Annotated in this window: 29 protein-coding genes; 8 read left to right on the forward strand and 21 right to left on the reverse strand. The window is 68.5% G+C overall.

The window, feature by feature from the left end; genetic code table 11:
• Positions 1 to 870, forward strand: coding sequence for a 1,4-dihydroxy-2-naphthoate polyprenyltransferase (locus tag I1A62_RS16845; protein ID WP_124395097.1), 870 nt, complete (start codon positions 1 to 3; stop codon positions 868 to 870).
• Positions 871 to 880: 10 nt separating this feature from the next.
• Here the strand turns inward: I1A62_RS16845 and I1A62_RS16850 are convergent, their stop codons facing one another.
• From I1A62_RS16850 to I1A62_RS16865, 4 genes are all read right to left on the reverse strand, one after another.
• On the reverse strand, positions 881 to 1,261 hold the full coding sequence (locus I1A62_RS16850) for a phage holin family protein (protein ID WP_072939943.1): 381 nt from the start codon (positions 1,259 to 1,261) through the stop codon (positions 881 to 883).
• A 48-nt stretch (positions 1,262 to 1,309) separates the two neighbouring features.
• Complete coding sequence (locus I1A62_RS16855; protein WP_219459220.1) at positions 1,310 to 1,876, reverse strand: Clp protease N-terminal domain-containing protein; 567 nt, start codon at positions 1,874 to 1,876, stop codon at positions 1,310 to 1,312.
• A 6-nt stretch (positions 1,877 to 1,882) separates the two neighbouring features.
• Positions 1,883 to 2,098, reverse strand: a complete 216-nt coding sequence (locus I1A62_RS16860) for a hypothetical protein (protein WP_005258323.1) — start codon at positions 2,096 to 2,098, stop codon at positions 1,883 to 1,885.
• Between the two features lie 64 nt (positions 2,099 to 2,162).
• Entirely contained in the window at positions 2,163 to 2,915 is a 753-nt protein-coding gene (locus tag I1A62_RS16865) for a 1-acyl-sn-glycerol-3-phosphate acyltransferase (RefSeq protein ID WP_218272551.1), read from the reverse strand.
• 127 nt (positions 2,916 to 3,042) lie between these two features.
• Between I1A62_RS16865 and I1A62_RS16870 the strand changes: the two genes are divergently transcribed.
• Positions 3,043 to 3,588 carry a GNAT family N-acetyltransferase gene (locus tag I1A62_RS16870; RefSeq protein ID WP_124395100.1) on the forward strand — a complete coding sequence of 182 codons (546 nt, stop codon included), beginning with the start codon at positions 3,043 to 3,045 and terminating at the stop codon, positions 3,586 to 3,588.
• Here the strand turns inward: I1A62_RS16870 and I1A62_RS16875 are convergent.
• Together I1A62_RS16875 and I1A62_RS16880 are read right to left on the reverse strand one after the other, a co-directional pair.
• The gene (locus I1A62_RS16875; RefSeq protein ID WP_219459221.1) at positions 3,576 to 4,685 is read right to left on the reverse strand and encodes a PLP-dependent cysteine synthase family protein; all 1,110 of its coding nucleotides are present in this window, start codon (positions 4,683 to 4,685) and stop codon (positions 3,576 to 3,578) included. The genes I1A62_RS16870 and I1A62_RS16875 overlap by 13 nt on opposite strands.
• Complete coding sequence (locus I1A62_RS16880; RefSeq protein WP_219459222.1) at positions 4,682 to 5,050, reverse strand: DUF4229 domain-containing protein; 369 nt, start codon at positions 5,048 to 5,050, stop codon at positions 4,682 to 4,684. Before I1A62_RS16880 ends, I1A62_RS16875 begins: the two co-directional genes overlap by 4 nt.
• Positions 5,051 to 5,237: 187 nt before the next feature.
• Here I1A62_RS16880 and I1A62_RS16885 point away from each other — a divergent pair, with 187 nt between their 5' ends.
• Both I1A62_RS16885 and I1A62_RS16890 read left to right on the forward strand, forming a co-directional pair.
• Positions 5,238 to 5,471: a BldC family transcriptional regulator gene (locus I1A62_RS16885; RefSeq protein ID WP_124395103.1), complete on the forward strand. Its 234-nt coding sequence runs from the start codon at positions 5,238 to 5,240 to the stop codon at positions 5,469 to 5,471.
• A 118-nt stretch (positions 5,472 to 5,589) separates the two neighbouring features.
• The gene (locus tag I1A62_RS16890; RefSeq protein WP_124395104.1) at positions 5,590 to 5,793 is read left to right on the forward strand and encodes a hypothetical protein; all 204 of its coding nucleotides are present in this window, start codon (positions 5,590 to 5,592) and stop codon (positions 5,791 to 5,793) included.
• 47 nt (positions 5,794 to 5,840) lie between these two features.
• On the opposite strand, the gene I1A62_RS16895 is transcribed toward I1A62_RS16890, so the two are convergent.
• From I1A62_RS16895 to hppD, 8 genes are all read right to left on the reverse strand, one after another.
• Positions 5,841 to 7,193, reverse strand: a complete 1,353-nt coding sequence (locus I1A62_RS16895; protein ID WP_219459223.1) for a MinD/ParA family protein — start codon at positions 7,191 to 7,193, stop codon at positions 5,841 to 5,843.
• A 94-nt stretch (positions 7,194 to 7,287) separates the two neighbouring features.
• Positions 7,288 to 8,265 (reverse strand): c-type cytochrome biogenesis protein CcsB, encoded by a 978-nt coding sequence (ccsB, locus tag I1A62_RS16900; protein WP_206010047.1) that lies wholly within the window; start codon positions 8,263 to 8,265, stop codon positions 7,288 to 7,290.
• Entirely contained in the window at positions 8,262 to 9,926 is a 1,665-nt protein-coding gene (locus tag I1A62_RS16905; RefSeq protein ID WP_219459224.1) for a cytochrome c biogenesis protein ResB, read from the reverse strand. Before I1A62_RS16905 ends, ccsB begins: the two co-directional genes overlap by 4 nt.
• Positions 9,923 to 10,750 carry a cytochrome c biogenesis CcdA family protein gene (locus tag I1A62_RS16910; protein WP_219459225.1) on the reverse strand — a complete coding sequence of 276 codons (828 nt, stop codon included), beginning with the start codon at positions 10,748 to 10,750 and terminating at the stop codon, positions 9,923 to 9,925. Before I1A62_RS16910 ends, I1A62_RS16905 begins: the two co-directional genes overlap by 4 nt.
• On the reverse strand, positions 10,747 to 11,346 hold the full coding sequence (locus I1A62_RS16915) for a TlpA disulfide reductase family protein (protein ID WP_206010046.1): 600 nt from the start codon (positions 11,344 to 11,346) through the stop codon (positions 10,747 to 10,749). The genes I1A62_RS16910 and I1A62_RS16915 overlap by 4 nt, the downstream gene beginning before the upstream one ends.
• Complete coding sequence (locus I1A62_RS16920) at positions 11,343 to 12,002, reverse strand: histidine phosphatase family protein (protein WP_043826371.1); 660 nt, start codon at positions 12,000 to 12,002, stop codon at positions 11,343 to 11,345. Before I1A62_RS16920 ends, I1A62_RS16915 begins: the two co-directional genes overlap by 4 nt.
• A 79-nt stretch (positions 12,003 to 12,081) precedes the next feature.
• Positions 12,082 to 13,407, reverse strand: coding sequence for a glutamate-1-semialdehyde 2,1-aminomutase (gene hemL / locus I1A62_RS16925; protein ID WP_124395110.1), 1,326 nt, complete (start codon positions 13,405 to 13,407; stop codon positions 12,082 to 12,084).
• Positions 13,408 to 13,498: 91 nt separating this feature from the next.
• Positions 13,499 to 14,707, reverse strand: a complete 1,209-nt coding sequence (gene hppD, locus I1A62_RS16930) for a 4-hydroxyphenylpyruvate dioxygenase (protein ID WP_219459226.1) — start codon at positions 14,705 to 14,707, stop codon at positions 13,499 to 13,501.
• Between the two features lie 115 nt (positions 14,708 to 14,822).
• Here hppD and I1A62_RS16935 point away from each other — a divergent pair, with 115 nt between their 5' ends.
• Positions 14,823 to 15,302, forward strand: coding sequence for an Lrp/AsnC family transcriptional regulator (locus tag I1A62_RS16935; protein WP_124395112.1), 480 nt, complete (start codon positions 14,823 to 14,825; stop codon positions 15,300 to 15,302).
• Here the strand turns inward: I1A62_RS16935 and I1A62_RS16940 are convergent.
• Positions 15,299 to 15,757, reverse strand: a complete 459-nt coding sequence (locus tag I1A62_RS16940; protein ID WP_219459227.1) for a MarR family winged helix-turn-helix transcriptional regulator — start codon at positions 15,755 to 15,757, stop codon at positions 15,299 to 15,301. The two genes, I1A62_RS16935 and I1A62_RS16940, sit on opposite strands and share 4 nt — an antisense overlap.
• A 76-nt stretch (positions 15,758 to 15,833) precedes the next feature.
• Here I1A62_RS16940 and I1A62_RS16945 point away from each other — a divergent pair, with 76 nt between their 5' ends.
• Positions 15,834 to 16,691 (forward strand): alpha/beta fold hydrolase, encoded by an 858-nt coding sequence (locus I1A62_RS16945; protein WP_219459228.1) that lies wholly within the window; start codon positions 15,834 to 15,836, stop codon positions 16,689 to 16,691.
• Positions 16,688 to 17,191 carry a DUF427 domain-containing protein gene (locus I1A62_RS16950; RefSeq protein ID WP_124395115.1) on the forward strand — a complete coding sequence of 168 codons (504 nt, stop codon included), beginning with the start codon at positions 16,688 to 16,690 and terminating at the stop codon, positions 17,189 to 17,191. The genes I1A62_RS16945 and I1A62_RS16950 overlap by 4 nt, the downstream gene beginning before the upstream one ends.
• Before the next feature lie 4 nt (positions 17,192 to 17,195).
• Here the strand turns inward: I1A62_RS16950 and I1A62_RS16955 are convergent, their stop codons facing one another.
• Positions 17,196 to 17,438 (reverse strand): DUF3099 domain-containing protein, encoded by a 243-nt coding sequence (locus I1A62_RS16955; protein ID WP_225858405.1) that lies wholly within the window; start codon positions 17,436 to 17,438, stop codon positions 17,196 to 17,198.
• 70 nt (positions 17,439 to 17,508) lie between these two features.
• On the opposite strand from I1A62_RS16955, the gene I1A62_RS16960 reads away from it, so the two are divergent.
• Positions 17,509 to 19,455 carry an acyl-CoA dehydrogenase gene (locus tag I1A62_RS16960; protein ID WP_219459229.1) on the forward strand — a complete coding sequence of 649 codons (1,947 nt, stop codon included), beginning with the start codon at positions 17,509 to 17,511 and terminating at the stop codon, positions 19,453 to 19,455.
• On the opposite strand, the gene I1A62_RS16965 is transcribed toward I1A62_RS16960, so the two are convergent.
• The 5 genes from I1A62_RS16965 to I1A62_RS16985 form a co-directional block, all read right to left on the reverse strand.
• Positions 19,387 to 19,722, reverse strand: coding sequence for a hypothetical protein (locus tag I1A62_RS16965; protein ID WP_219459230.1), 336 nt, complete (start codon positions 19,720 to 19,722; stop codon positions 19,387 to 19,389). The genes I1A62_RS16960 and I1A62_RS16965 overlap by 69 nt on opposite strands.
• Entirely contained in the window at positions 19,719 to 20,201 is a 483-nt protein-coding gene (locus tag I1A62_RS16970) for a hypothetical protein (RefSeq protein ID WP_124395119.1), read from the reverse strand. The genes I1A62_RS16965 and I1A62_RS16970 overlap by 4 nt, the downstream gene beginning before the upstream one ends.
• Positions 20,202 to 20,458: 257 nt before the next feature.
• Positions 20,459 to 21,064, reverse strand: a complete 606-nt coding sequence (locus I1A62_RS16975) for a hypothetical protein (RefSeq protein ID WP_218272568.1) — start codon at positions 21,062 to 21,064, stop codon at positions 20,459 to 20,461.
• A 28-nt stretch (positions 21,065 to 21,092) separates the two neighbouring features.
• Positions 21,093 to 22,067, reverse strand: coding sequence for a porphobilinogen synthase (gene hemB / locus I1A62_RS16980; RefSeq protein ID WP_124395139.1), 975 nt, complete (start codon positions 22,065 to 22,067; stop codon positions 21,093 to 21,095).
• Between the two features lie 78 nt (positions 22,068 to 22,145).
• Positions 22,146 to 23,711 carry a bifunctional uroporphyrinogen-III C-methyltransferase/uroporphyrinogen-III synthase gene (locus I1A62_RS16985; RefSeq protein ID WP_005251986.1) on the reverse strand — a complete coding sequence of 522 codons (1,566 nt, stop codon included), beginning with the start codon at positions 23,709 to 23,711 and terminating at the stop codon, positions 22,146 to 22,148.
• Positions 23,712 to 23,742 lie beyond the last annotated feature (31 nt).

Below are 23,742 nucleotides of genomic sequence, written 5' to 3' on the forward strand. Positions count from 1 at the left end.
ATGGCAACGGCTGCTCAATGGATCGAAGGCGCTCGCCCGCGCACCCTCCCGAACGCGATCGCACCGGTGCTCGTGGGCACCGGCGCCGCGGCATCGCTCGGCGGCGCGGTGTGGTGGAAGGCGGTATTGGCACTGGTGGTCTCTCTCGCGTTGATCGTGGGAGTCAATTTCGCCAACGACTACTCGGACGGGATTCGCGGCACCGACGACGAGCGGGTCGGACCGCTGCGGCTCGTCGGCTCCAAGCTGGTGAAACCGTCGGCGGTGAAGGCGGCGGCCATCGCCTGCTTCGCGGTCGCCGCGGTGGCCGGCCTAGTCCTCGCCGTCACCACCGCGTGGTGGCTCGTGCTGATCGGCGCCCTGTGCATCGTGGGCGCCTGGTTCTACACGGGCGGCAAGAAGCCGTACGGGTACAGCGGCTTCGGCGAGATCGCCGTCTTCGTGTTCTTCGGTCTCGTCGCCGTCCTGGGCACCCAGTACGTGCAGGCCGAGACGATCGACTGGGCCGGAATCGTGTCCGCGGTCGCCGTCGGGTCGTTCTCGAGCGCAGTCCTCGTCGCCAACAATCTGCGGGACATCCCCACCGACACCGAATCCGGCAAACGCACGCTCGCCGTCCGGCTAGGCGACTCGCGTACCCGCATCCTGCACCTGGTCACGCTGACGGTCCCGTTCGTCGTGACCCTGGTCCTGGTGCTGCGTACCCCGTGGGCGCTCGTCGGACTGCTCGCGCTGCCCCTCGCCGTCCGGGCGAACGCTCCCGTCCGCTCGGGCGGCCTGGGTCTCGCACTGATTCCCGCGCTTCGGGATTCGGGGCTGGCGATGCTGGTCTGGGGCGCCGCCACGGCCGTGGCCCTGTCGGCCGCCTGAGCGTCCCGGGTCAGTCGCCGTCCGGCAGCAGAATGCCGAGAACGAAGTTGACGATCGAGATGATCAGGCCGCCCCACACGGCCGTCCAGAAGCCGTCGACTGTCAGGCCGTACTCGGTCTGTGAGCTCAGCCACGCGGTGAGCAACAGCATCAGGGCGTTGATCACCAGGGTGAACAGGCCGAGCGTCAGGATCAGCAGCGGCAGCGACAGCAACTTCACCAGCGGCTTGACGAAGATGTTGACGACGGTGAACACCAGCGCGATGCCGAGCAGCACCACGATGTCCCAGCCGGTTCCGTTGCCCGAACTGGAGATGTCGATACCCGACACCCAGGCTGCCGCCAGCCAGATCGCGAACGCGTTGATGACGAGGCGTACCAAGAAGGTCATGCGTGCATGCTGGCACACCGATCGGACAAACGGGAACCGGGCGACCGGTCAGGCCGCGCGGTCGTCGAGGGCCGCGTGCACGCGCCGGCGGAGTTCGCCGACTCCGACCCGCACCTCGAGGATCTCCTTCGTCGTGCCCTCGGCGACGCGCAGCACCCCGAGGAAGATGTGCTCTGCGCCGATGTGATCGTCCTTGCGCGCCAGCGCCTCCCGCAGCGACAGTTCGATCGCCTTCTTCGCGCCGCGGGTGAACCCGATGTGCCCGGACTTCCGGCCGAACCAGCCGCGCTTCTCCGAGGGCTGTTCCGGATCGAGCACTCCCTTGCCGAAGTTCTGCTCGAGACTCTGCCGCACGGCGTCGAGGTCGATCCCGATCGATTCGAGCGCTTCCGCGTCGGCGTCGCTCAGGGCGGTGCCGTGCGCCGCTACGGTCGATCGCGCCTTGTCCTCCTCGATGCCGGCGTCGGCGAGGATGCCGTGGACGGGTTCGGTTTTCACGGACAGCAGCGCGAGCACGAGATGTTCGGGCCCGATCTGCGGTGACTTCACGTCGCGCGCTTCCTGCTGCGCGCCGATCACCACGGCCCGGGCGTCCATCGAGAATCGTTCGAACATGCGCCGTTACCTCCCTCTCCGGTTGTGTTTCTGGTGGACGGCCTGCCTGCTCACCTCGAGGGAGTCGGCGATCGCCTGCCAGGACCAGCCCTGGGCGCGGGCGTTGGCGACCTGGATGGCCTCGAGCCGTTCGAGGAGTCGCCGCAGCGCACGCACGGCCCGCAACCCCTCGGCGGGGTCGGGGCTGCCCGCCGCTGCGGCGAGCGTGGTTGCTTCGGTCATGCATGTCAATTTAGGTTGACACCCACCAGGTGTCAACCCTGCTTGACAGATCTCGGGAAGGCCGTCAGTACGCGGCGACCGCCCCGTCGACCGCGATCTGCAGGTCCTTCTGCACGACGTGCGCGATGTCCATCGGTTTCGCCGGGAGGTCGAATACCGGCTCCGACACGAACACGCTCGCCGACTTCACGTTCTCAGGGTCGGGCCCGTGAGCGTCCGGCCCGTAACTGATGCCGATGGACAGCAGCACGGGCGAGACTCCGCGATCCGCCGCACGTTTCGCGATGTGCCCGATGCCGCTGTTGATGTGCTGCAGCCGGGTCGGGTCGTCCTCGTTGCACGTCCCCTCGGGAAAAATCGCGAGGTTGTCGCCGCGACAGAGCCGGTCGGCGGAGATGTCCATCATGAGCCTGCCCGCGTCGGCGACCGCCCGGAGCCCGTAGTTCTTGCTGCGGAACACCGGGATCCCGCCCATCATGTCGACCTTCTTGTGCAGGTCGGGGTCGACGAACAATTCGTCTTTCGCGAGCACCCGGGTGCGTCCGATCGCGCGGCGCAACGGCGTGTTCCAGGCCGTCGCCGCCAGCGTGTACTGATCACTGTGGGTCACGTGATTGGCCGCGACGATCAGCACCCTGCCCGACTTCACCAGCCCGGCCAACTGCGCCTTCGCGTCGTCCGCGTACACGATCCGCGGCCGGTACTTCGCATACAGCGACGCGTACGCCAGCTTGGCGAGCACCCGATTCTGCCGGTGGTCGCGGTAGTACGCGTACACCGCTTCGTAGTTCTCGAGAGTCACCTCGGGCTTGTCCATGCGCGTCCCCACTCCGTCGTCCTAATGCCAGGCTATCAACCTACGGTTGCGTAGCCTACGGAGGAGTAGGTTTTGGGAAAGTGCAGGGAAACTGTGCGAACAGCACGATTTCGGGTACAAAAGACCTGTGATCCGCACGGCCATTTCCACCGACCTTCCCGCTCTGCAAGAGATCGAAATCGCGGCGGGTGCGCCGTTTCGTGACATCGGAATGGACGCCGTCGCCGACGATCCTCCGTTCTCACTCGACGAGCTGACCGAATACCTCCAGCTGGAATGCATTTGGGTCGCGGTCGACGCAGACGACGCCCCGGTGGCCTACGCACTCGTCGCCGTCGTCGACGGCGGCGCCCACATCGAGCAGGTGTCGGTCCACCCCGGCCACGCCCGTCAGGGCCTCGGCGCGCTGCTGCTCGACGAGATCTCGTCGTGGGCGGCCGTCCGCGGACTGCCCGCCCTCACCCTCACCACGTTCGTCGACGTCCCGTGGAACGCCCCCTATTACGAGCGGCTGGGTTTCCGCCCCCTGCCGGAGACCGACCTCACACCGGGCCTGTCACGCATCCGCGACGACGAGGCCCGGCACGGTCTCGCCGCGTGGCCGCGGGTCACGATGTCCCGCGCGGTGACCGCGGCGGTGCGCACCGCCGCACCCGCGCCTCAGCCGGGCTGACCGGGCCACTCCCCGGTCGCCGCGAATCGGTCGAGCACCGCGGTCGGACCCGAGAGGTCGATGCCCTCCCCGGCCACCCAGTCGTCGTCGAAGTAGGTGTCGGCGTACCGTTCGCCGCCGTCGCACAGAACGGTGACGACACTGCCGGACCGACCGGCCGCGAGCATCTGCGCGACGACGGTGAATGCACCCCACAGGTTCGTGCCCGTCGACCCGCCGACCCGGCGGCCCAGCACCGCACTGGCGTGCCGGGCCGTCGCGATGGACGCAGCGTCGGGCACCCGCATCATGCGGTCGATGACCTGCCCGACGAAGGACGGCTCCACCCGCGGCCGGCCGATGCCCTCGATCCGCGACGGCATTCCCGTGGCGAACTCGCAGGAGTTGTTCTCGTAGCCGCCGAAGAACGCGGAGTTCTCGGGGTCCACGACGAGGAGGCGGGTCGCGTGCCTGCGGTAGCGGATGTACCGGCCCAGCGTCGCGCTCGTGCCGCCGGTCCCGGCGCTCATGACGAGCCACTCCGGCACCGGGTGCTCTTCCTGAATCATCTGCTGGAAGATCGACTCGGCGATGTTGTTGTTGCCCCGCCAGTCGGTGGCCCGTTCCGCGTGCGTGAACTGGTCCATGAAGTGACCGTTCGTCTCCGCGGCGAGCCGACGGGCCTCGCTGTAGATCTCCGGCGGGTGGTCGATGAAGTGGCAGCGACCGCCCTGCGCCTCGATGAGGGCGATCTTCGCGCCGCTCGTGCTGCGCGGCATGACGGCCACGAAGTCGAGGCCGAGCATCTTCGCGAAGTACGCCTCACTGACGGCCGTCGATCCCGACGACGCCTCGATGACCGTGGTTCCCTCGGTGATCCAGCCGTTGCAGATCGCGTACAGGAACAGCGACCGGGCCAGCCGGTGCTTGAGGCTGCCCGTGATGTGGGTCGACTCGTCCTTCAGGTAGAGCTGCACACCCCAGTCGACGGGCAGCGGGTACCGCAGCAGGTGCGTGTCGGCGCTGCGCTGCGCGTCGGCGTCGATGAGGCGGACGGCGTTGTCGACCCAGTCCCGCGGCAAGCTCCGGTCGATGACGACGCAGTCGTCGACCGTCACCGGGACGTGCCCTCACCGCGGAGCCGGGCACGCAGGTCGGCCTGATCGGCGCGGCGCTGCGCGTCGAACGTGGCGATTCCCTCGTTGACGCGCTTGCGGAGTTTCGCGAACAGCAGCAGCGACAGCGGGAGCGCGATGAGGACCGCGAAGATCGCGGCGACGAGCAGGGGCACGGCGACTCCGACGAGTGCGGCCACCCCGAGGATGACGGCGCCGATGACGACGACCAGCAGCAGCCGGGCGATCGAATAGATCGCGACGTCGCGCGCCAGCTGCCCCTTGGTCACCCGCCCGCCCTGCTTCGCTGTCGGGTTCGAATCTACGGGCTCGACCTGGTCTTCTGGCTTCTCGGATGACTCGCTCACGCCCCCAGGTTACCCATCGCAGAGGGGGCTCCCCACACGTCCGACTTATCCGATTTGTCTATTACCTCCCCTTTACCAACATTAGATCGTTCGAGTACCCGGGGTCCCGGATGTCACGATGACCGAGATCAGTCGCAACAGCGGCCGGCTTCAGCACAGATCAGTCGAAAGCAGTGGAGGATCGTCGATGAGCGCACCCACCTACAACGGACCCGGATTCAGCGGATCCAACGAAGCCCTCATGACCCCGGGCCAGGTGGCTGCCCTGTTCCATGTCGACCCGAAGACCGTGACGCGTTGGGCGCACGCGGGCCGGCTCGGATCACTGCGCACCCCCGGTGGGCACCGCCGCTTCCGGGAGGCCGAGGTCATGCAGTTGCTCCGCTCCCTGACCACGGAGGCGGGTGCAGGCCGACCGTAGGGCCCGACCGCGACCGCACTGCCCGGACGCCCCGCGACCCGGGTAGGTGCCCTCTGCCGCCGACGCGGCTACGCTCGAGGAGTACCGGCTACCCTCGTGCGGTGTAAGGAGGTGCGCGGTGATCTATCTGTTGGCACTCATCGGGCTCGTGACAGTGGCGGTCCTGATGTGGAAGGCGTTCGGCCCGAACACGCGGCCCATGCTGAGCACGCGGGTGCAGGGACCGGACGACGATCCGGATTTCCTGTGGAAGGTGGATCGGGAGACGCGTCGGAAGAAGTCCGACGAACCCGATGCCGGTCCGGCGGACCCGGCCGGATGAGCAACAGCCGTGGTGCCGGTCGAGCCGGCACCATCGGTGTCACTGCCTCAGCGACGGTCCTGTAGCGCGAAACTCGACGCCGGGAAGTCGGAGGCCACCGCGGCGGCCAGTTCGAGGAGTGCGTTGCGCGTCTTCGGGCGCAGCCGCTCGAGTTCGATCTCGGCGCCCTCTTCGAGGTGCGGGTCGAACGGAATCAGCCGCACCAGGCGGCATCGCTGCTCGAAGTGCTCGACGACCTTCGGCAGATCCACCTTGCCCGACCTCGGGCGCACCGCATTGACGACGGCCACCGACCGGGCCACGAGTTCGCGGTATCCGTGGGCGTCGAGCCAGTCGAGTGTCGCCGAGGCGCTTCGGGCGCCGTCGACGGATCCCGAACTGACAACCACGAGCGCGTCGGCCTCTTCGAGGATGGTCTGCATCGCGGAGTGCATCAGTCCGGTGCCGCAGTCGGTGAGGACGATGCTGTAGAACTTCTCGAGCATCGTGACGGTCCGGGCGTAGTCGTCGGCGCTGAACGCCTCCGAGACGGCCGGGTCGCTGTCGGACGCGAGCACCTCGAGGCGGTGCCTGCTCTGCGACGTGTAACTGCGGACGTCGCTGTATTTTTCGATGCTCTGCTCGTCGCGCAGCAGGTTCCGCACCGTCGCGGGCGTCTCGAGGGGAATTTTCTGACTCAACGTGCCGCGGTCGGGGTTGGCGTCGACGGCGATGACGCGGTCGCCGCGCAGTGACGCGAACGTGGAGCCGAGGGTCGCGGTGGTCGTGGTCTTGCCGACCCCGCCCTTGAGGCTGAGCAGCGCGATCTTGTAGCACCCCTGCAGCGGTTGGTTGACCTGCTTGGTCAGCTCGATCCGGCGCTGTTCCTTCGCGCTGTTCCCGACGTTGACGTAGCGGCCGGACACTCGGTACAGCGCCTTGCGCCACCCCGTGGTCGGGGCCGGCTTGACCTGCTTGAGGAGTAGCGACGTCGACAGGTCACGGGCCGAGACCGCGTACTGCTGATCGGCGTTCGTGTTGTTCGGACGATTCGCGGGTTGCTGGGGCGCGAACGCACCCGGCTGAGGTGTCTGCTGAACGGGGCGCTGGGGTGTCTGCCGGACCGGCTGCTGAGGGGGCGTGAACGCCGCCGGCTGAGGTGCCGGAGCCTGCTGCGCGGCGGGGGCCTGTTGTGCGGCCGGAGCCTGCTGAGGAGCCGGCGCCTGCTGAGGGGTGGGGGTCTGGGTCTGCGGCCGCGCGGGTGCGGCGGCGGGGGCCTGCGCGAACGGATTGGGACCCTGCGGCTGAACGTACGGGGCCTGCCGCGCGGCGTTCCAGGCGACGGTCGATCCGGTGTCGTCCGCGGGCGGATTCGATGCAGGCCGTACCGGCTCCCACATGCCGGAGTTGTTTTCGGACATGGCTGAACGTCCCCCTTGTGAAGTCTCCATCGTCCCCACCGGTTCTCACCGGTCGGAGACGTCGCGGCGGAAGGATATCAGTCGGTGACGACCGTCAGTTCAGGCCCGCGTACGAGTGCAATCCCGACACCACCATGTTGATGATGAACAGGTTGAACAGCATTGCGACGAAGCCCGCGACGTTGATCCAGGCGGCCTTGGTGTCGCGCCATCCGGACGTCGCGCGGGCGTGCAGGTAGGCGGCGTAGATCACCCAGGCGATGAACGACATCGTCTCCTTGGGGTCCCAGCCCCAGAATCGGCCCCAGGCAGCCTCGGCCCAGATGGCGCCGAGGATGACTCCGGCGCCGAACAGCGGGAATCCGATGATGGTGGTCTTGTATGCCAATCGGTCCAGGGTCTGCGCGTCGGGCAACCGCTCCGCGATCCGCGCGAACACGCCGGTCCCCTCCTCGCCGCGCGGGTATCGCATGCGCAGCAGGAACAGCAGGCTCGAGATGCCCGACACGAGGAACACACCGGAACCGACGCTCACGATGGTGACGTGGATGGGCAACCAGTACGACCTCAGCGCGGGCACGACGGGCGCCGCGTCCGCGTACAGCACGGTGGCGGCGAGGAACATCAGGATCAGGACGGGAACGAGCAGGAACACCCACATCGACCGGTACGCGGGCTTCGACAGCAGCGCCAGTCCGACGACGAGCGCGGCCGCGCAGGCCATGGTGACGAACTCGTACATGTTGCCGAGCGGGAACCGCTCCGTCGCGAATCCGCGCAGCACGATCGACGCGAAGATCAGTACGGTGCCGACGACGAGCACGGCGGCGCCCATACCGCCGAAGCGATCGGACAGCGGCTTCTTCGGCTGCTCGACCACTCGGCCGGGGACGCCGGGCGCTTCGGACGGGCGCGCGCCCGATCCGGCCGACACGAGTTCCCGGTCCTGCACAGCCTGCGCCCGGGTGGACGCGTACTGCACGATGAGCAGCACGAGCGCCAGCACCAGCACGGTGAAGGCTGATCGGAAGGCCCAGTCGCTGTATTGCGCCAGTGTCTCGTTGGTCGTCATCGTTGGCTCTCCTGCGCGTCAGGCTTCGTGTCGTCCGTGAGCAGACGGGTGCAGAGTCGGCCGAACTCGTCGCCCCAGCCGGCCTGATCGGTCCGGGCGAGTCCACCAAGCTCTACTACAGTACGTCGTGGCCCCGGGTCGGCGGCGTCCGCGGGGTAGATGCGGGCCCAGATCCGGCGGCGCTTGACCAGCAGGGAAACGAGCAGTCCCGCCATCATCGTCAGGGCCGACACCAGCACCCACTGCTGCGCCGGGTCGTGCGACACCTGCAGGTTCACGAAGTCCACGGCGCCGTCGAACCGCACCTGGGTGCCGTCGGACAGGGTCGAACTCTCCCCCGGCTTCAGGTTCACCCGGTCCTGCTTCACGAGCCGGCCCTGGTTGATCAGTTCCGTGTTGAGCGAGAACAGCGACTGCGGATTGCCCGTGTCGAGGCCGGTGTCGCCCTTGTAGATGTCGATGGCGACGGCCGGGTCGGTCATCGCCGGGTAGCTCGACGCCAACAGGTTGCCGTGGAGCAGCGCGGTCGGGGCGAACAGCCCCTCGATCGCGATCTGGTTCTTCCGGCGCTCGTCGGTGTCGGGGTACATGCCGCCGGGCGGGTCGAACCGCATCGCGCCGCTGCTCAAGAACGTCGTCGCGTCGTCGGGACGCCACTGCAGCGTCTCGGTGCGGGTTTCGCCGTTCGGGAACGTGACGGTGAACGTCGGCGCGTACCCGTGCCCCTGCAGGTAGACGCGGTCACCTTCGACACGCAGCGGGTGGTTGACCTGCAACTGCCCGTCCCGCCAGGTGTTCGTCTCGAGGTCGTCGCCCGCCTGGTAGGCGATGTTGGACGTGAACATCTCGGCCTGACCGCTGTCGAGGTAGTCGGCGGCGAAGTCCTTCACCTTGATGCACAGCGGCGTCATGCCGGTGCCGTCCTGGGTGTTGCCCGCCTTGAACGAGTCGAACACCGCCGGCGACGTGGTGCAGAACCCCGGACCGTTGTTGGCGACGACGATCACGTTGCCCTCGTAGCCGAACAGCTTGCCGACGGCGATCGCGACGAGCAGCGCGACGAGCGACAGGTGGAAGACGAGGTTGCCGAGTTCGCGGAAGTACCCCTTCTCCGCGGAGATGGTGATCTCGCCGTCGTGGGCGGCCCGTTCGCCGCCCACGCGGGTCTCGACCCGCCACCCCTTCAGGTGGGTGCGGATGCGCGCGGCGAGTTCCTCCGACGTCTCGTCGACCCGGTCCTCGTGGTGGTGCGGAAGTCGCGCGAGGTTCCGCGGGGCGGGCACCGGGCGGGTGCGCAGCGCCTTGGCGTGGTCGACGCAGCGCGGCAGGATGCAGCCGACGAGGGAGATGAAGAGCAGGACGTAGATCGCGGTGAACCAGAAACTGCCGAACACGTCGAACAGTTCGAGCTTGTCCATCCACGGACCGAGGGTCGGCCGGTTCGCGATGTATTCGTCGACCTTGCCGGCGTTGAGGCTGCGCTGCGGCAGCAGAGCGCCCGGGATCGCGGCGAGGGCGAGCAGGAACAGCAGCACCAGCGCCGTGCGCATTGACGTGAGGCCGCGCCAGGTATTGCGGACCACCGCGAACGCGCGGCCCGGCAACGATTGACGGGGCACCGGTGCGGCTTCCGGGGCCTCGGGGGTCTGGATGTCGCTCATATTGGCAAGGTCACTTCCGAGATGAAGGCGTCGCGAACCCAGCCGACGAACTGGTCCCACGCGCCGGTGACGAGGGCGAAGCCCACGGCCACCAGCATGATTCCGCCGAAGATTTGAATCGTGCGCGCGTTGCGGCGCAGCCAGCCGACGCCGCGCAGCGCGCGGGACGAGCCGAGCGCCAGGATCACGAACGGCAACCCGAGGCCGAGGCAGTACGCGACGATCAGGGCCACTCCGCGGGCCGCGGTGGCACCGTCGGTGCCTGCGGCGAGGGAGATGACGCCCGCGAGGGTCGGGCCGAGGCACGGGGTCCAGCCCAGCGCGAACACGGCACCGAGCAGAGGCGCCCCGGCCAGGCTGGAGATGCGCCGCGGCTCGAGCCGGGTGTCCCGCTGCAGGGCCGGGATCAGACCGATGAACACCAGGCCCATGGCGATGGTGACCACCCCGCCGACCCGCATCAGGATGTCACGGTTGATCGCGAGGGCCGAGATGGCGCCGAACACTGACGCGGTGGCCAGCACGAACACCACGGTGAATCCGGCGACGAACAGGGCCGCGGCGCCCGCGACCCGCAACCGTCCGTCCGACACGGTCTTCGTCCGGGTGGCTGCTTCCTCCGCGGTGACGGCCGGGGCGTCCGCACCGACGACACCCGCGAGGTAGGAGAGGTAGCCGGGGACGAGCGGCACGACGCACGGCGACGCGAACGACACCAGACCGGCGAGGACGCACGCGCCGAGCGCGAGCAGCAGCGGTCCGGTTGCCGCGGTGGACTGGAAGGCGTCGCCGACGCCGGCGAGAAGGGCAGTGCTGGTGTTCACGATTCCTGCGCCACCCGTTCGACCACCGGCTTCAGGTCCTCGGTGAGTAGTTCCTTCAGGAACACGGCGGCCACGCGGTGTTCCCGGTCGAGCACGATCGTGGTGGGGATGACGCTCGTGGGGTAGTTCTGGCCCAGCGCGATCATCGTCCGCATGGCGGGGTCGTAGATCGACGGGTACGACACCTTGTTGTCGATCACGAAGTCCTGCGCCTTGTCCTGCTGGTTGTCCCGCACGTTGATCCCGAGGAACGACACGCCCTGATCCTTGGTCTCCTCGTACACCTGCTCGAGGTCGTTCGCCTCACCGCGGCACGGCCCGCACCACTGGCCCCACACGTTGAGGACCACCACCTGACCCTCGAAATCGTCGAGCGAGGTGGTCTTGCCCTCGGTCATCAGGTCGGGTCCGGACACCGTGCCGATGGTGCCGCGGTCGGCAGGCGGGTCGTAGAAGATCTCCGTCTGACCGCCCGGCGACACGAAGTCGAACGTGCCGCCCTGGGCCACGGCGTCGTCGCCGGACGCACACGCCGACAGCGACACCGCGGCCGTACAGATCACCGCGAGAAGCCCGGCGAAGCGCCCCCGATTCATGCCCCGGTCACCCTCGGATCCGACGCGCCCGCGGGCTCCGAGTACACGATGTCGATGAGGGTGTCGCCCTCGTAGACGAGCGACGTCAGGGACGCGAGACCGCACTGCCGGTGGCGCGGATCGTGCCACAGCCGCTCGCCCTGCAGGAACCGGCGGAGGGTCCAGACGGGGAGTTGGTGGCTGACGACGACGGCCTCGTGGCCGACCGCCGACACTCGGGCGGTGTTGACGGCGGCCAGCATGCGGTGCGCGATCTGCAGGTACGGCTCGCCCCAGGACGGTGTGAACGGGTCGCGCAGTTTCCACCAGTGCCGGGGACGCGACAGCGCGCCGTCGCCGACGGAGACCTTGAGTCCCTCGAATTCGTTGCCGGCCTCGATGAGGTTCTCGTCGGTCGCGATGTCGACGCCGTGCGCGTCGGCGATCGGGGCGGCCGTCTCCTGTGCCCGCTGCAGCGGCGACGACACTACGTGCGTGATGTCGTGCTTGGCCAGCACCGACGCCACCGCGCGGGCCTGCGCCTCACCCGTCACCGACAGCCGGAACCCGGGGAGCCTGCCGTAGAGGATCCCTCGCGGGTTGTGCACCTCGCCGTGCCGGAGCACGTGCACGATGGTGCGGGTCTGTGTGTGGTCGGGATGATCGGCTTCGGTCACGTTGCGGTTCCTCGGGTCGGGGCGGGAGGTCAGGTGGGTGTCGGCGGCGGGGCCGCCGGCCCCCGGAGGGGAAGACTCGTCAGGGCTGCACGGCCGCGGCGGCGGCCTTCGCGGCGTGCGGCAGGGCGTCGGCGATGATCGAGAATGCGGTGTCGTCCATGGCGGCGGAGACGAACCACGCCTCGAACGCGCTCGGCGGCGGGTACACCCCGCGCGAGAGCAGTCCGTGGAAGAAGGCCGGGAAGCGCCAGGTCTGCGCGGCCTTGGCCTCGGCGTAGTTGGTGACCGGGTCTTCGCTGAAGAACACGCTGAGCATGGTGCCCGCGGTCTGCACGCGGTGCGGCACGCTCGCCGCGGTCAGTGCGTCGGACAGCAGCGTCCGCAGGGTGGCACTGTTGCGCTCGAGGGCGTCGTACACGCCCTGGTCCGCGGCGCGCAGGCTGGCGAGCCCGGCGGCGACGGCGACGGGGTTCCCGGACAGGGTGCCTGCCTGGTAGACGGGTCCGGCGGGGGCGAGGTGGGCCATGACGTCGGCGCGGCCGCCGAACGCCGCGGCGGGCAGACCGCCGCTCATCACCTTGCCGAACGTGTAGAGGTCACCGGCGACGCCGTCGAGTCCGTACCAGCCGGCGGAGCTGACTCGGAATCCGGTCATCACCTCGTCCATGATGAGCAGCGCGCCGTTGTCGCGGGTCAGCGTGCGCAGGCCCTCGTTGAATCCGGGCTGTGGCGCGACCGCGCCCATGTTACCGGCGGCGGCCTCGGTGATGACGCACGCGATCTTGCCGTCGTTCGCGGCGAACGCCTGAGCGACGGCGTCGAGATCGTTGTAGGGCACGACGATGGTGTCCTCGGCCTGCGCGCCGGTCACGCCGGGCGACGTGGGGAGGCCGAACGTGGCGAGTCCCGAACCGGCGTCGGCCAGCAGTGCGTCGACGTGTCCGTGGTAGCAGCCGGAGAACTTGAGGACCTTGGTCCGGCCGGTGAATCCGCGGGCGAGGCGGACGGCGCTCATGGTGGCTTCGGTGCCGGAGTTGACCAGCCGCACCTTCTCCACCGGCGCGACGCGGCGGACGATCTCCTCGGCCAGTTCGATCTCACCCTCGGTGGGCGCGCCGAACGACAGGCCCGTGGTGGCCGCCTTCTGCACGGCCTCGACGACGGCGGGGTGCGCGTGCCCGAGGATCATCGGCCCCCAGGAGCAGATGAGGTCGACGTAGTCGTTGCCGTCGACGTCGGTGAGCGTGTAGCCGGACGCTTCCCTGATGAACCGCGGGGTGCCGCCGACCGAGTGGAAGGCCCGCACCGGGGAGTTGACGCCGCCGGGAATGACCAGATCAGCCCTCTCGAAGAGCTGGGCGGAGCGGGAAGCGTGCACGTCGGGGTCACCGGAGGAAACAGTCACGGCCTCCAGTGTCCCAGTTCTGTCGAATTTGCCAACGACAGGGTGTAGTGGGTGGCCAGGATCACTCTGCCACCGCGTGCCGTTCGGAGGTTCACAGATTGCCGCGGGCCGCCTGTTCGCGCTCGATGGATTCGAACAGGGCCCGGAAGTTGCCTGCCCCGAACCCCAGCGATCCGTGCCGTTCGATCACCTCGAAGAACACGGTCGGCCGGTCACCGAGCGGTTTGGTGAAGACCTGCAGGAGATACCCGTCCTCGTCGCGGTCGACGAGGATTCCGCGTTTCTGCAGTTCCTCCACCGGCACCCGCACCGTGCCGATGCGGGCACGCAGTTGCGGATCCTCGTAATAGGCGTCGGGGGTGGCCAGGAACTCGACGCCCTCCGCGCGCAGCGCGTCCACGGTCGCGAGGATGTCGCCGGTCGCGAGGGCCAGATGCTGGCAGCCCGGCTCACCGTAGAACTCGAGATATTCGTCGATCTGCGACTTCTTCTTTCCCACCGCCGGTTCGTTGAGCGGGAACTTCACCCGGTGGTTGCCGTTCGCGACGACCTTCGACATGAGCGCCGAGTACTCGGTGGCGATGTCGTCGCCGACGAATTCGGCCATGTTCGTGAATCCCATGACCCGGTTGTAGAACCGCACCCAGTGATCCATGCGGCCCATCTCGACGTTGCCGACGGCGTGGTCGAGCGCCTGGAACAGTCGTGCCGGTTTCCCCGGCCGCGCCGCGTAACCGCTGGAGCGCGGAACGAATCCGGGTAGGTAGGGGCCGTCGTACCGGCTGCGGTCGACGAGGGTGTGCCGGGTGCTGCCGTAGGTGGCGATCGCCGCGAGCCGCACGGTGCCGTGCCGATCCGTGACGTCGCGCGGTTCCTCCAGGATGGTGGCCCCCTGGGAGCGTGCGTGTGCGATGCAGCGGTCGACGTCGAGCACCTCCATGGCGAGGTCCACCACGCCGTCGCCGTGGGCCCGGTGATGGTCGGCGAGCGGGCTCTTCGGGTCCACGGCGCCGTGCAGCACGAACCGCGCCGTTCCGGATTCGAGGACGAACGACTTGTGCGAGCGCTGACCGGTCTCCGGCCCGGCATAGGCGACGAGGGTCATGCCCCATGTGGAGACGAAGTACTGCATGCTCTGCGTCGCGTTGCCGCACACGAACACGACGGCGTCCATCGCGACCACGGGAAACGGATCCGATGCGTCGTCGTGTTCGACGAGACCGACCAGCTGCCGGAGCTCGTCGGACTCCAGTCGTGCGGCCACCTCACGGGGCGTCAGGCGAATGTCGGTGGTAGTCATACCTCACTGTGATCCAACACACACCGCTGCGCAACGGTGCTTCTTGACGCTGCTCATTCTGTACACAATGCTGGATGAGAATACGGATCGACCCTACATATTGACCAGGGATGCCATGAACATCGATCAACTCGACGCCGCACTGCTGGACCTGCTCCACGCCGAACCCAAGGTCGGGGTGCTCGAGGCCTCGCGACGCCTGGGAGTGGCCCGCGGCACCGTCCAGGCGCGACTCGACCGGCTCGAACGCACCGGCGTGATCACCAGTTCGGCACCGACCCTCGACCCGGAGGCACTCGGGTTTCCGGTGGTCGCGTTCGCCACCCTCGAGATCGCCCAGGGCAACGGGCACGCCGCGGTCGTCGAGCACCTGAGCGCCATCCCCGAAGTGCTCGAGGCGCACACGATCACCGGCGCCGGCGACGTCCTCGTCCGGGTGGTGGCCCGCACCCACGCCGACCTGCAGCGGGTGATCAACTCGATCGTCGACGGGCACAACGTCCTTCGTTCGTCGACGGTCATCGCGACGCAGACCCAGATCGCGCTGCGGCACGACCAACTCGTCCGCGCAGCGGTCCCTCCGCCGCCCGCCTAGCGGTCCTCGGGACTCAGCTCGTCGAGCAGCGAACTGAGCAGGTGACAGGCGTCGTCGAAACGGTCGTGGCCGACGAGGCTGCCCCAGTGGTGCTCGATCTCGGCGACCCGGACGGCGGCGTCCTGCAGCGCCTGCCGCCCGCGCGCGGTCGGTACGACGAGTTTGGCCCGCCGGTCCCGCGTGTCCGGCACCCGCTCGACGTACCCGAGTTCCGCGAGATCGTTGATCAGTTCGGACGTGGCGGACAGACTCAATTCGGCCAGGGCGGCGATTTCGGTCAGCCGCCGCCCGTCCCAGACGATGTTGCCGAAGATCTGCAGATGCGGTGGCCGGATGTCGCCGTACCCCCGCTCGGCCATGGGCTCGCTCAGCTCCCGGCGAAACTCGTGCAGCAGACGGACGAGCAACTGTCCTACAGCCGGCCGATCGGTCGGCAGACCCCTTGACCGTTCCATGACACAGGAGAATACTACGGTTACCGAAGTTTCGGTTTCCGAAGCAATTCTCGAAGACACTCACCTGGGGCATCCCATGGACACACGAACGATCACCCGCACGATCCCGACGAGCGTCGGGAACCTCACCGTCCACGTCACCGGCAGCGGACCGCCCACTGTCCTGTGGCACAGCCTGTTCGTCGACTCGACGACGTGGGCTCCCCTGCGCAGCCACCTGGTCGCGCACCGGCTGCTGATCTCGATCGACGGACCCGGCCACGGGGCAAGCACCGCCGTGCAGCGACGGTTCACGCTGCAGGAGTGCGCCGCGGCAGCCGTCGCCGTCCTCGACGTGCTCGACGTCACCGAACCCGTCGACTGGGTGGGCAACGCCTGGGGTGGACACGTCGGACTCGTCGCGGCCGCCCACAGTCCCGACCGGTGCCGCACCGTCATCACGATCGGGACACCGACCCAAGCCCTCACCCGCCGGGAACGCGCCCGGATCGTGCCGATGGTGTGGGCCTACCGCCTCGCCGGGCCGGTTCCGCCGCTCACGACCGCGGTGATGAACGTCCTTCTCGGCAAGGATCTTTCACGGACGCACCCGCAACAGTTCCAGGCCGTCTCCCGGACTTTCCGGCAGTCGCCGCAGCGTGGCATGCACGAGGCGATGCAGTCGGTCATGCTGCACCGCGAGGGGCTGGACCCCCTGCTCCCCCGGATCGGTGCACCGACGCTGATGATCGTCCCCCGCGCAGACACGATGATCTCCCTCGAGCAGGCACGGGCCGCCGCGGCGACGATGCCGCACGCCGCGGCCACCACGGTGGACGGCGCCGGCCACGTCACACCGCTGATCGCGGATCCGGGCACGCTCGCCGACGTGATCACCGAGTTCTGGCGTGACCCGGGCCGCACCGTGATCACCGCGTCGGCGGATCTGCCGTGACGAGCGGCCGTCCGGTGCCGGACCCCGTAGGTCCGGGGCAGGAGTCGGTGTGGGACTACCCGCGTCCGCCCGCGGTCCGGCGGAGCGACGAGTTGGTGGAGGTGTGGTTCGGCGGACAACTCGTCGCACGCACCCGCACCTCGTTGCGAGTGCTCGAGACGAGCCACCCGCCGACGTACTACCTGCCGCGGTCGTGCTTCGCCGACGGCGTCCTGCGTCCGGTCGCCGGCAGCACGGTGTGCGAGTGGAAGGGGCGGGCGGATTATTTCGACGTCGTCGCGGGCGAGCACGTCGCCGAGCGTGCGGCGTGGCACTATCCGCGGCCGGTTGCCCGCTACGACCTCCTCCTCGGCCATGTGGCGGTCACGCCGGTTTCGATGGACGGCTGTTTCGTCGATGGCGAGCGGGCGCGACCCCAGACAGGGGGCTTCTACGGCGGCTGGATCACCGATCGGGTGGCCGGCCCGTTCAAGGGCGGACCCGGCAGTCGTTTCTGGTGAACCCTTACCCCCACGGCGGAAGGTCGTCGACGACGAGGGCGACGAACCACGGCAGGGGAATCGACATCCCGATGACCCCCACCGCCAGCCATGGGTTGCCGGTGAGTCCGTAGACCACCGCCGACAGCACGAATGCGAGAAGCCTGCCTGCCGTCACGATCACGTACCGGCGCACCCGCAGCCGATGACGTTCGTCCAGTGACACCGACGCGCTGGTGATGCTGATCGGATGGCGGTGAGCACTCACCAGGCAGGAGTACCCGGTACCGGCGAACCGAACCGCACAACCCCTCGCGGGGGCCGTCTAGTGTCGAGTCATGGCCACCACAGCTGACCACCTGAGAAGCACACTCGACGGACGCTGGCGGGAGGTACGCGAGCGCGTCAGGGCGGAATTGTCCGGCACCCCCGACTTCGCCCCGCACTACACCCCCGACCTCGACGAGGCCCGCGCCAAGACGCTGGCACAGTTGCGCCTGCTCGCAAGCAACGGCTACGCGGCCGCCGGATTCGCGAAGGACCACGGCGGCACCGGTGACGCCGGCGCCGCCGTCACGAGCATCGAGATGCTGGCGATGTCCGACCTGTCGCTGATGGTCAAGGCCGGCGTGCAGTGGGGACTGTTCGGCGGCGCGATCGAGAACCTCGGCACGGCGCGTCATCACGAGGCGTACGTGAAGCGTCTCGTCGACCTGGATCTGCTGGGTTGTTTCGCGATGACCGAGACGGGTCACGGCAGCGACGTGCAGGCGCTCGAGACCACCGCCACGTACGACCCCGACACGGCCGAATTCGTCGTCCATTCCCCCACACCGTCCTCCCGCAAGGACTACATCGGCGGCGCGGCACAGCACGCGACGACGGCCGCGGTGTTCGCGCAGTTGATCACGGGCGGCGAGTCCCGGGGCGTGCACTGCTTCGTGGTGCCGATCCGGGACGAGGACGGCAACGACCTCCCCGGCGTCCACACCTCGGACTGCGGATACAAGGGCGGCCTCCCCGGCGTCGACAACGGCCGAATCACGTTCGACCAGGTGCGAATTCCGCGGGAGAACCTGCTCAACAAGTACGCCGACGTCGAGCCGGACGGCACGTACACGTCGCCGATCGACAACGCGAACCGCCGCTTCTTCACGATGGTGGGCACTCTCGTGCGCGGACGCGTCACCGTCGGCGGGTCCGCGGGCGCCGCCGCCCGTGTCGCGCTGGCGATCGCCACGCGATATGCCTTGCAGCGCAGGCAGTTCAACGCACCGCAGGCCGAAGACGAAGTGCTGCTCATGGATTACCTCGTCCATCAGCGCAGGCTGTTCCCCCTGATCGCACGCTCCTACGCACTGCAATTCGCCCAGAACGAGCTCGTCACGAAGATGCACGAGATCCAGAGCCGGGACGACGCCGACCCTCAGGAACAGCGCGAACTCGAGGGCCGCGCCGCCGGGCTCAAGGTGGCGAACACCTGGCACGCCACCCGCGCGATCCAGGAGGCGCGGGAAGCGTGCGGCGGCGCCGGGTACATGGCCGAGAACCGGCTCACGGCACTGAAGGCGGACACGGACGTGTTCACCACGTTCGAGGGCGACAACCACGTCCTGACCCAGCTGGTGGCCAAGGAACTGCTCACGTCGTACGCGGACGAGGTGCGCGGCATGAGCCCCGTCGAATGGATGCGGTTCGCGGCCACGACGGTCTCCGACGTCGTCAAGAAGCGCACCGCCGCACAGCAGATCATCCAGACGATCCTCGACACCCGTCAGGACAACGAGGAGGACGGCAGCCTCTTCAACCGCGGCACCCAGCTCACGATGTTCGAGGATCGGGAGCAGTACCTGCTCTCGACCGCCGCCCGCCGCCTGCAGGGTGCGCAGAAGCGCGAGGAGAACCCGTTCGATGCCTTCAATTTCGTGCAGGACCATGTGCTGCACGCCGCGCAGGCCCACATCGACCGGGTCGTGCTCGAAGCGTTCGTCGCGGGCATCGACGAGTGCGAGGACGACGAGGCCCGCGACCTGCTGAGCGATGTCTGCGACCTCTACGCGCTGAGCGTGATCGAAGAGGACAAGGCGTGGTTCATGGAACACCGTCAGCTGTCGGTGGAGCGGTCGAAGGCGGTGCAGCGGGGAATCAACGAGCGGTGCCGGTCGTTGCGGCCGCACGCGCAGACGCTGATCGAGGGGCTCGGGGTTCCCGAGGCGCTACTCGGCTCCGCGATGCTCGACGGTCCCGGGACCGACGCCATCCGCAAGACCCAGATCTTCCGCTGACGAGGCCGGCTCGGCGGGTTCGCCCGCCGGGCCGGGCCGCAACCGGCGCACCGAATCGATCACCAGCAGTCCGGCGACCGCCACCAGCCCCGCGGCGACGGCGATCCACGACCCGGAATACGCAGTGCCCTCGAACGAGGGCGCACCCGGCGCGACGGGACCGAATTCCGATGTGAACCGGGCGTGGTTCCAGCACCACACTGCGACGGCGAGGGCGGCCACCGCGCCGAGCCACTCCGCTGCCGCCGTCACGGTCCGGCGGTTCATTCGGCGGATCCTCCCGCCGATTTCGCGAGCAGCGATTCGAGTTGCGCGCGCAGTGCCACATCGTCCTTCGCCCACGCCTGCACCAGGGCGCCTCCCCGCAGTCGCAGTCCGATGCCCTTCCGGCGCCGCGGAACCGCGGACAGTTCGCCGAGACTCCGGGCGGTCTCCCACGGCTGCTGCTCGTACGACTCGGGGTCGGCGGGGGGCATGATCTTCAGAATCTCGGCGATCGGCAGGTCTTCGGTGCCCTGCCGCAACGACGACGTCGTGAGTTCGACGCTCGCATGCCTGCGGGCGGCCACCACCTGCACGTAGACGAACCCGCTGAGCAGCACCGCGAACAGCGACAGCGCGAACCAGTGCACCACTGGGCCGGTCAGGAGTTCGATGATCAAGGCGATCAGGCAGAACACCGGACCGAACGCCACCATCCGCCAGCGGGCGCCCGGCTCAGTGAACAGGACGGCTGGTTCGCTCACACGCTCATCCTGCGACATCGCGGTCCGCGAGGAAAACGTGGGGCTCGTCAGGAGAGGACGCCGGGGATCACGACGAGCAACAGAGTCAGCAGCACGAAGGCCACGATGATCGCGAACATCATTGCTTCTTTGCGAGACCCGTGTGCTCGATCGTCAGCGCGCATGGAGAAAAGTCCTTCGGTCGAAATGAAGTCTGCCGTTCTACCTCTTGTGACGTACTTCACGGTACATCTTTATATTTCACGAGCAAATCGAAGCTACTCGGCGGAGGGGGGCAACCTCAGGAAGTAGCTGTTGGAATCCTTCCGGTGCATCAGCACGACGGCGCCGACGGCCACCACGGCCTGCAGGATCTGCACGCCGCCGAGTGCGAGCGCGGAACCGCTTCCGTCCGATCCGATGCCGAAGAGCACCGGGATCGTCCACACCACCATCATCACGCACGCGATGGTGATCAGCATCCTGGCCCAGTTCCGGCCCTTCCGCATGAAGTGCACGAACAGGAGGAAAAGCCCGGTGAGGATCAGGATGAGGACGACCGTGAACCCGATACCCACGTAGAATAGCTTCTCCACGCTGTCGCGGGTCATGTCGACCTCGCCGGACGTGAAGCTGGGGTTCTTCATCAGTTCGTCGACGAACGTCGACTTCTCCCCCACCACCAGAACCATCGCGCCCAGCGCCTGGATCAGACCGAGCACGGCCACCGCCCACAGCAACTGGGCCGCGGTGCCCACGTCGACCGGTGCCGGACGTTCGGGCTCCGGCTGCGGCACCGGCGGGGGGTACGGGAAATTGTGCTGCGACGGGCCCTGCTGATGCGGGGCCTGGTGCGGCGGTGTCGGTGGCCACTGCTGGGTCATGGCACCACCGTATCCGCCTGCGCGGCGATCACAACCAGCCCGCCGCTTCGGTCGCCCAGTACGTCAGCACGACGTCGGCGCCCGCGCGGCGGATGCTGGTGAGCGATTCGAGGATCGCGGCGTCCCGGTCGATCCAGCCGTTCTGCGCGGCAGCCGTGATCATCGAGTACTCACCAGAGATCTGATACGCCGCAACGGGCACCGGAGAGCGGTCCGCCGTCTCGCGCAGGATGTCCAGGTAGGACATCGCCGGCTTCACCATCACCATGTCGGCACCCTCGTCGATGTCGAGTTCCACCTCACGCAACGATTCGCGACGGTTCGCCGAATCCTGTTGATACGTACGGCGATCGCCCTGCAACGACGAGCCCACCGCTTCACGGAACGGCCCGTAGAACGCGGAGGCGTACTTCGCCGAGTACGCGAGCTGACCGACGTCGGTGTAGCCCGCGCCGTCGAGCGCCTTCCGGATGGCGCCGACCTGGCCGTCCATCATTCCGCTCGGCCCGAGCAGATGCGCACCGGCCTCGGCCTGCGCGACCGCCATGTCGACGTACCGCTGCAACGTGAGGTCGTTGTCCACCGCACCGTTCGCGTCGAGGACACCGCAGTGGCCGTGGTCGGTGAACTCGTCCAGGCAGGTGTCCGCCATGATCACCGTAGCGTCGCCGACTTCGTCTGCAAGCCAGCGCAATCCGCGGTTCAGGATGCCGTCCGGATCGGACGCGCCCGAACCCTCGGCGTCCTTGTCGTCGGGACGCGGGACGCCGAAGAGCATGAGCCCACCGAGCCCCGCCTCGGCCGCTTCCGTCGCCGCCCGCCGCAGCGAGTCGGGGGTGTGCTGGAACACGCCGGGCATCGACGAGATCTCACGAGGCTCGTCGATCCCGTCCGCCACGAACATCGGCAGCACGAGATGCCGTGGCTCGAGCGAAGTCTCGGCCACGAGCCGGCGCAGCGCCGGCGTCCTGCGGAGCCGGCGCGGCCGGTGGGTCGGGAACAAGGACATGCCCTCCTTCGTCGGGCCTGTGAGTGGTTGAGGAGTGCCTGGACTCCTCAACCACTCACAGGCGCGTAGCGCCTATCGCCGTGCGCGGGACTTCTTGCGCGGCGGGGGCAGTGCGCCCTCGGCGCGCAGGCGCGCGGCGTGCTCTGCGAGAGCCTCCACCAGCGGGCCGACCTGAGCGGTCTCCGGCTGCACGTCCACGCGCAGGCCGAACTCGATGGCCGTCTCGGCGGTCTTCGGACCGATGCAGGCGACGAGGGTGCGCGCGTGCGGCTTTCCTGCGATTCCGACGAGGTTGCGGACAGTCGAGGACGAGGTGAAGCAGACGGCGTCGAACCCACCGGTCTTGATCATCTCGCGGGTCTCGGCCGGCGGCGGCGCGGCCCGGACGGTGCGGTACGCGGTGACGTCGTCGATTTCCCAGCCGCGTTCGCGCAGGCCCTCGGCGAGCGTCTCGGTGGCGATGTCGGCGCGGGGCAGCAGAACCCGGTTGACCGGGTCGAAAACGTCGTCGTACGGGGCGAATTCGGCCAGCAGGCCCTCGCTCGACTGCTCACCGGACGGCACGAGTTCGGGGTTGATTCCGAACGAGCGCACCTTGGCGGCGGTGGCCTCACCGATGCAGGCGATCTTGACGCCGGAGAACGCGCGGGCGTCGAGCCCGAACTCCTCGAACTTCTCCCACACGGCGCGCACCGCGTTGGTGGACGTGAAGACCACCCACTGGTAGCGGCCGTCGACGAGGCCCTTCACGGACCGTTCCATCTGCGCCGGGCTGCGGGGCGGCTCGACGGCGATGGTGGGCACCTCGATCGGGATGGCGCCGTGGGTGACGAGGCGGTCGCTCATTTCGCCTGCCTGGTCCTTGGTGCGCGGCACCAAGACCTTCCAGCCGTACAGCGCGCGCGACTCCCACCAGGACATCTTGTTGCGCTGGGCGACGACCTTGCCCACCGTCACGACCAGCGAACCGACCAGTTCGGAACCGGCCTCGTTCAGCGTCGCGAGGGTGGCCTCCACGGTGCGCTGCTGCCGGGTGGTGCCGCGGACGGTGATGGCGGCCGGGGTCTGCGGGGCCAGGCCGTGCTCGACGAGCGCGCTCGCCGTCTCGGCAAGGTGACCCGACGTGGCATGCAGGACCAGCGGTCCGGGTGCGGCGGCCAGGGCGGCCCAGTCGACCTCGCCGCGGACGTCGGCCTCCGTGTGTCCCGATCCCAGTGCCATACCGGCGTAGGACGGGACGGCGGACGCGGACGGCAGGCCCGGCAGGACCTCGAACTGCACCTGGGTGCGGGCGACGGCGGTGACCTCGGCGATCACGGAGTCGGTGGTCAGCGGGTCGCCGGACACCAGACGCACGACGTCGTGGCCGTTCCGCGCCTCGTGGACGAGGGTCTTCGCGACCTCCGCCGGCTCACCCAGCGCGGGACGGACCTCGGCGAGCGGCTCGCCGGTCTCGGCGTCGACGCCGAGGTCGGTGCCCACGAGGACGGTGACGCCCTTGTCGACGTCGGGGTCGGTGAAGGCGAGGGTGGCTGCGGCAAGGACGTCCCGTGCGTGCACGGTGAGCAGTGCCGGATCGCCCGGTCCGGATCCCACGAACAGGATTCGTCCGGGGGTGTTCTTACGGACTCGGCTCATCGGTAATTCTCCAGTGCGATCATGTGTCGAG

It is taken from the genome of Rhodococcus sp. USK10 (assembly GCF_019378875.1).
Taxonomy (GTDB): Bacteria; Actinomycetota; Actinomycetes; order Mycobacteriales; family Mycobacteriaceae; genus Rhodococcus_F; species Rhodococcus_F pseudokoreensis.

Bases quoted from the DNA above. Each gene is read 5' to 3' on its own strand.
- I1A62_RS16845 (WP_124395097.1), top strand. From the start codon at position 1: ATGGCAACGGCTGCTCAATGGATCGAAGGCGCTCGCCCGCGCACCCTC.
- I1A62_RS16850 (WP_072939943.1), bottom strand. From the start codon at position 1,261: ATGACCTTCTTGGTACGCCTCGTCATCAACGCGTTCGCGATCTGGCTG.
- I1A62_RS16855 (WP_219459220.1), bottom strand. From the start codon at position 1,876: ATGTTCGAACGATTCTCGATGGACGCCCGGGCCGTGGTGATCGGCGCG.
- I1A62_RS16860 (WP_005258323.1), bottom strand. From the start codon at position 2,098: ATGACCGAAGCAACCACGCTCGCCGCAGCGGCGGGCAGCCCCGACCCC.
- I1A62_RS16865 (WP_218272551.1), bottom strand. From the start codon at position 2,915: ATGGACAAGCCCGAGGTGACTCTCGAGAACTACGAAGCGGTGTACGCG.
- I1A62_RS16885 (WP_124395103.1), top strand. From the start codon at position 5,238: ATGAGCGCACCCACCTACAACGGACCCGGATTCAGCGGATCCAACGAA.
- I1A62_RS16895 (WP_219459223.1), bottom strand. From the start codon at position 7,193: ATGTCCGAAAACAACTCCGGCATGTGGGAGCCGGTACGGCCTGCATCG.
- ccsB (WP_206010047.1), bottom strand. From the start codon at position 8,265: ATGACGACCAACGAGACACTGGCGCAATACAGCGACTGGGCCTTCCGA.
- I1A62_RS16905 (WP_219459224.1), bottom strand. From the start codon at position 9,926: ATGAGCGACATCCAGACCCCCGAGGCCCCGGAAGCCGCACCGGTGCCC.
- I1A62_RS16915 (WP_206010046.1), bottom strand. From the start codon at position 11,346: ATGAATCGGGGGCGCTTCGCCGGGCTTCTCGCGGTGATCTGTACGGCC.
- hppD (WP_219459226.1), bottom strand. From the start codon at position 14,707: ATGACTACCACCGACATTCGCCTGACGCCCCGTGAGGTGGCCGCACGA.
- I1A62_RS16935 (WP_124395112.1), top strand. From the start codon at position 14,823: ATGAACATCGATCAACTCGACGCCGCACTGCTGGACCTGCTCCACGCC.
- I1A62_RS16940 (WP_219459227.1), bottom strand. From the start codon at position 15,757: ATGGAACGGTCAAGGGGTCTGCCGACCGATCGGCCGGCTGTAGGACAG.
- I1A62_RS16945 (WP_219459228.1), top strand. From the start codon at position 15,834: ATGGACACACGAACGATCACCCGCACGATCCCGACGAGCGTCGGGAAC.
- I1A62_RS16960 (WP_219459229.1), top strand. From the start codon at position 17,509: ATGGCCACCACAGCTGACCACCTGAGAAGCACACTCGACGGACGCTGG.
- I1A62_RS16965 (WP_219459230.1), bottom strand. From the start codon at position 19,722: ATGAACCGCCGGACCGTGACGGCGGCAGCGGAGTGGCTCGGCGCGGTG.
- I1A62_RS16975 (WP_218272568.1), bottom strand. From the start codon at position 21,064: ATGACCCAGCAGTGGCCACCGACACCGCCGCACCAGGCCCCGCATCAG.
- I1A62_RS16985 (WP_005251986.1), bottom strand. From the start codon at position 23,711: ATGAGCCGAGTCCGTAAGAACACCCCCGGACGAATCCTGTTCGTGGGA.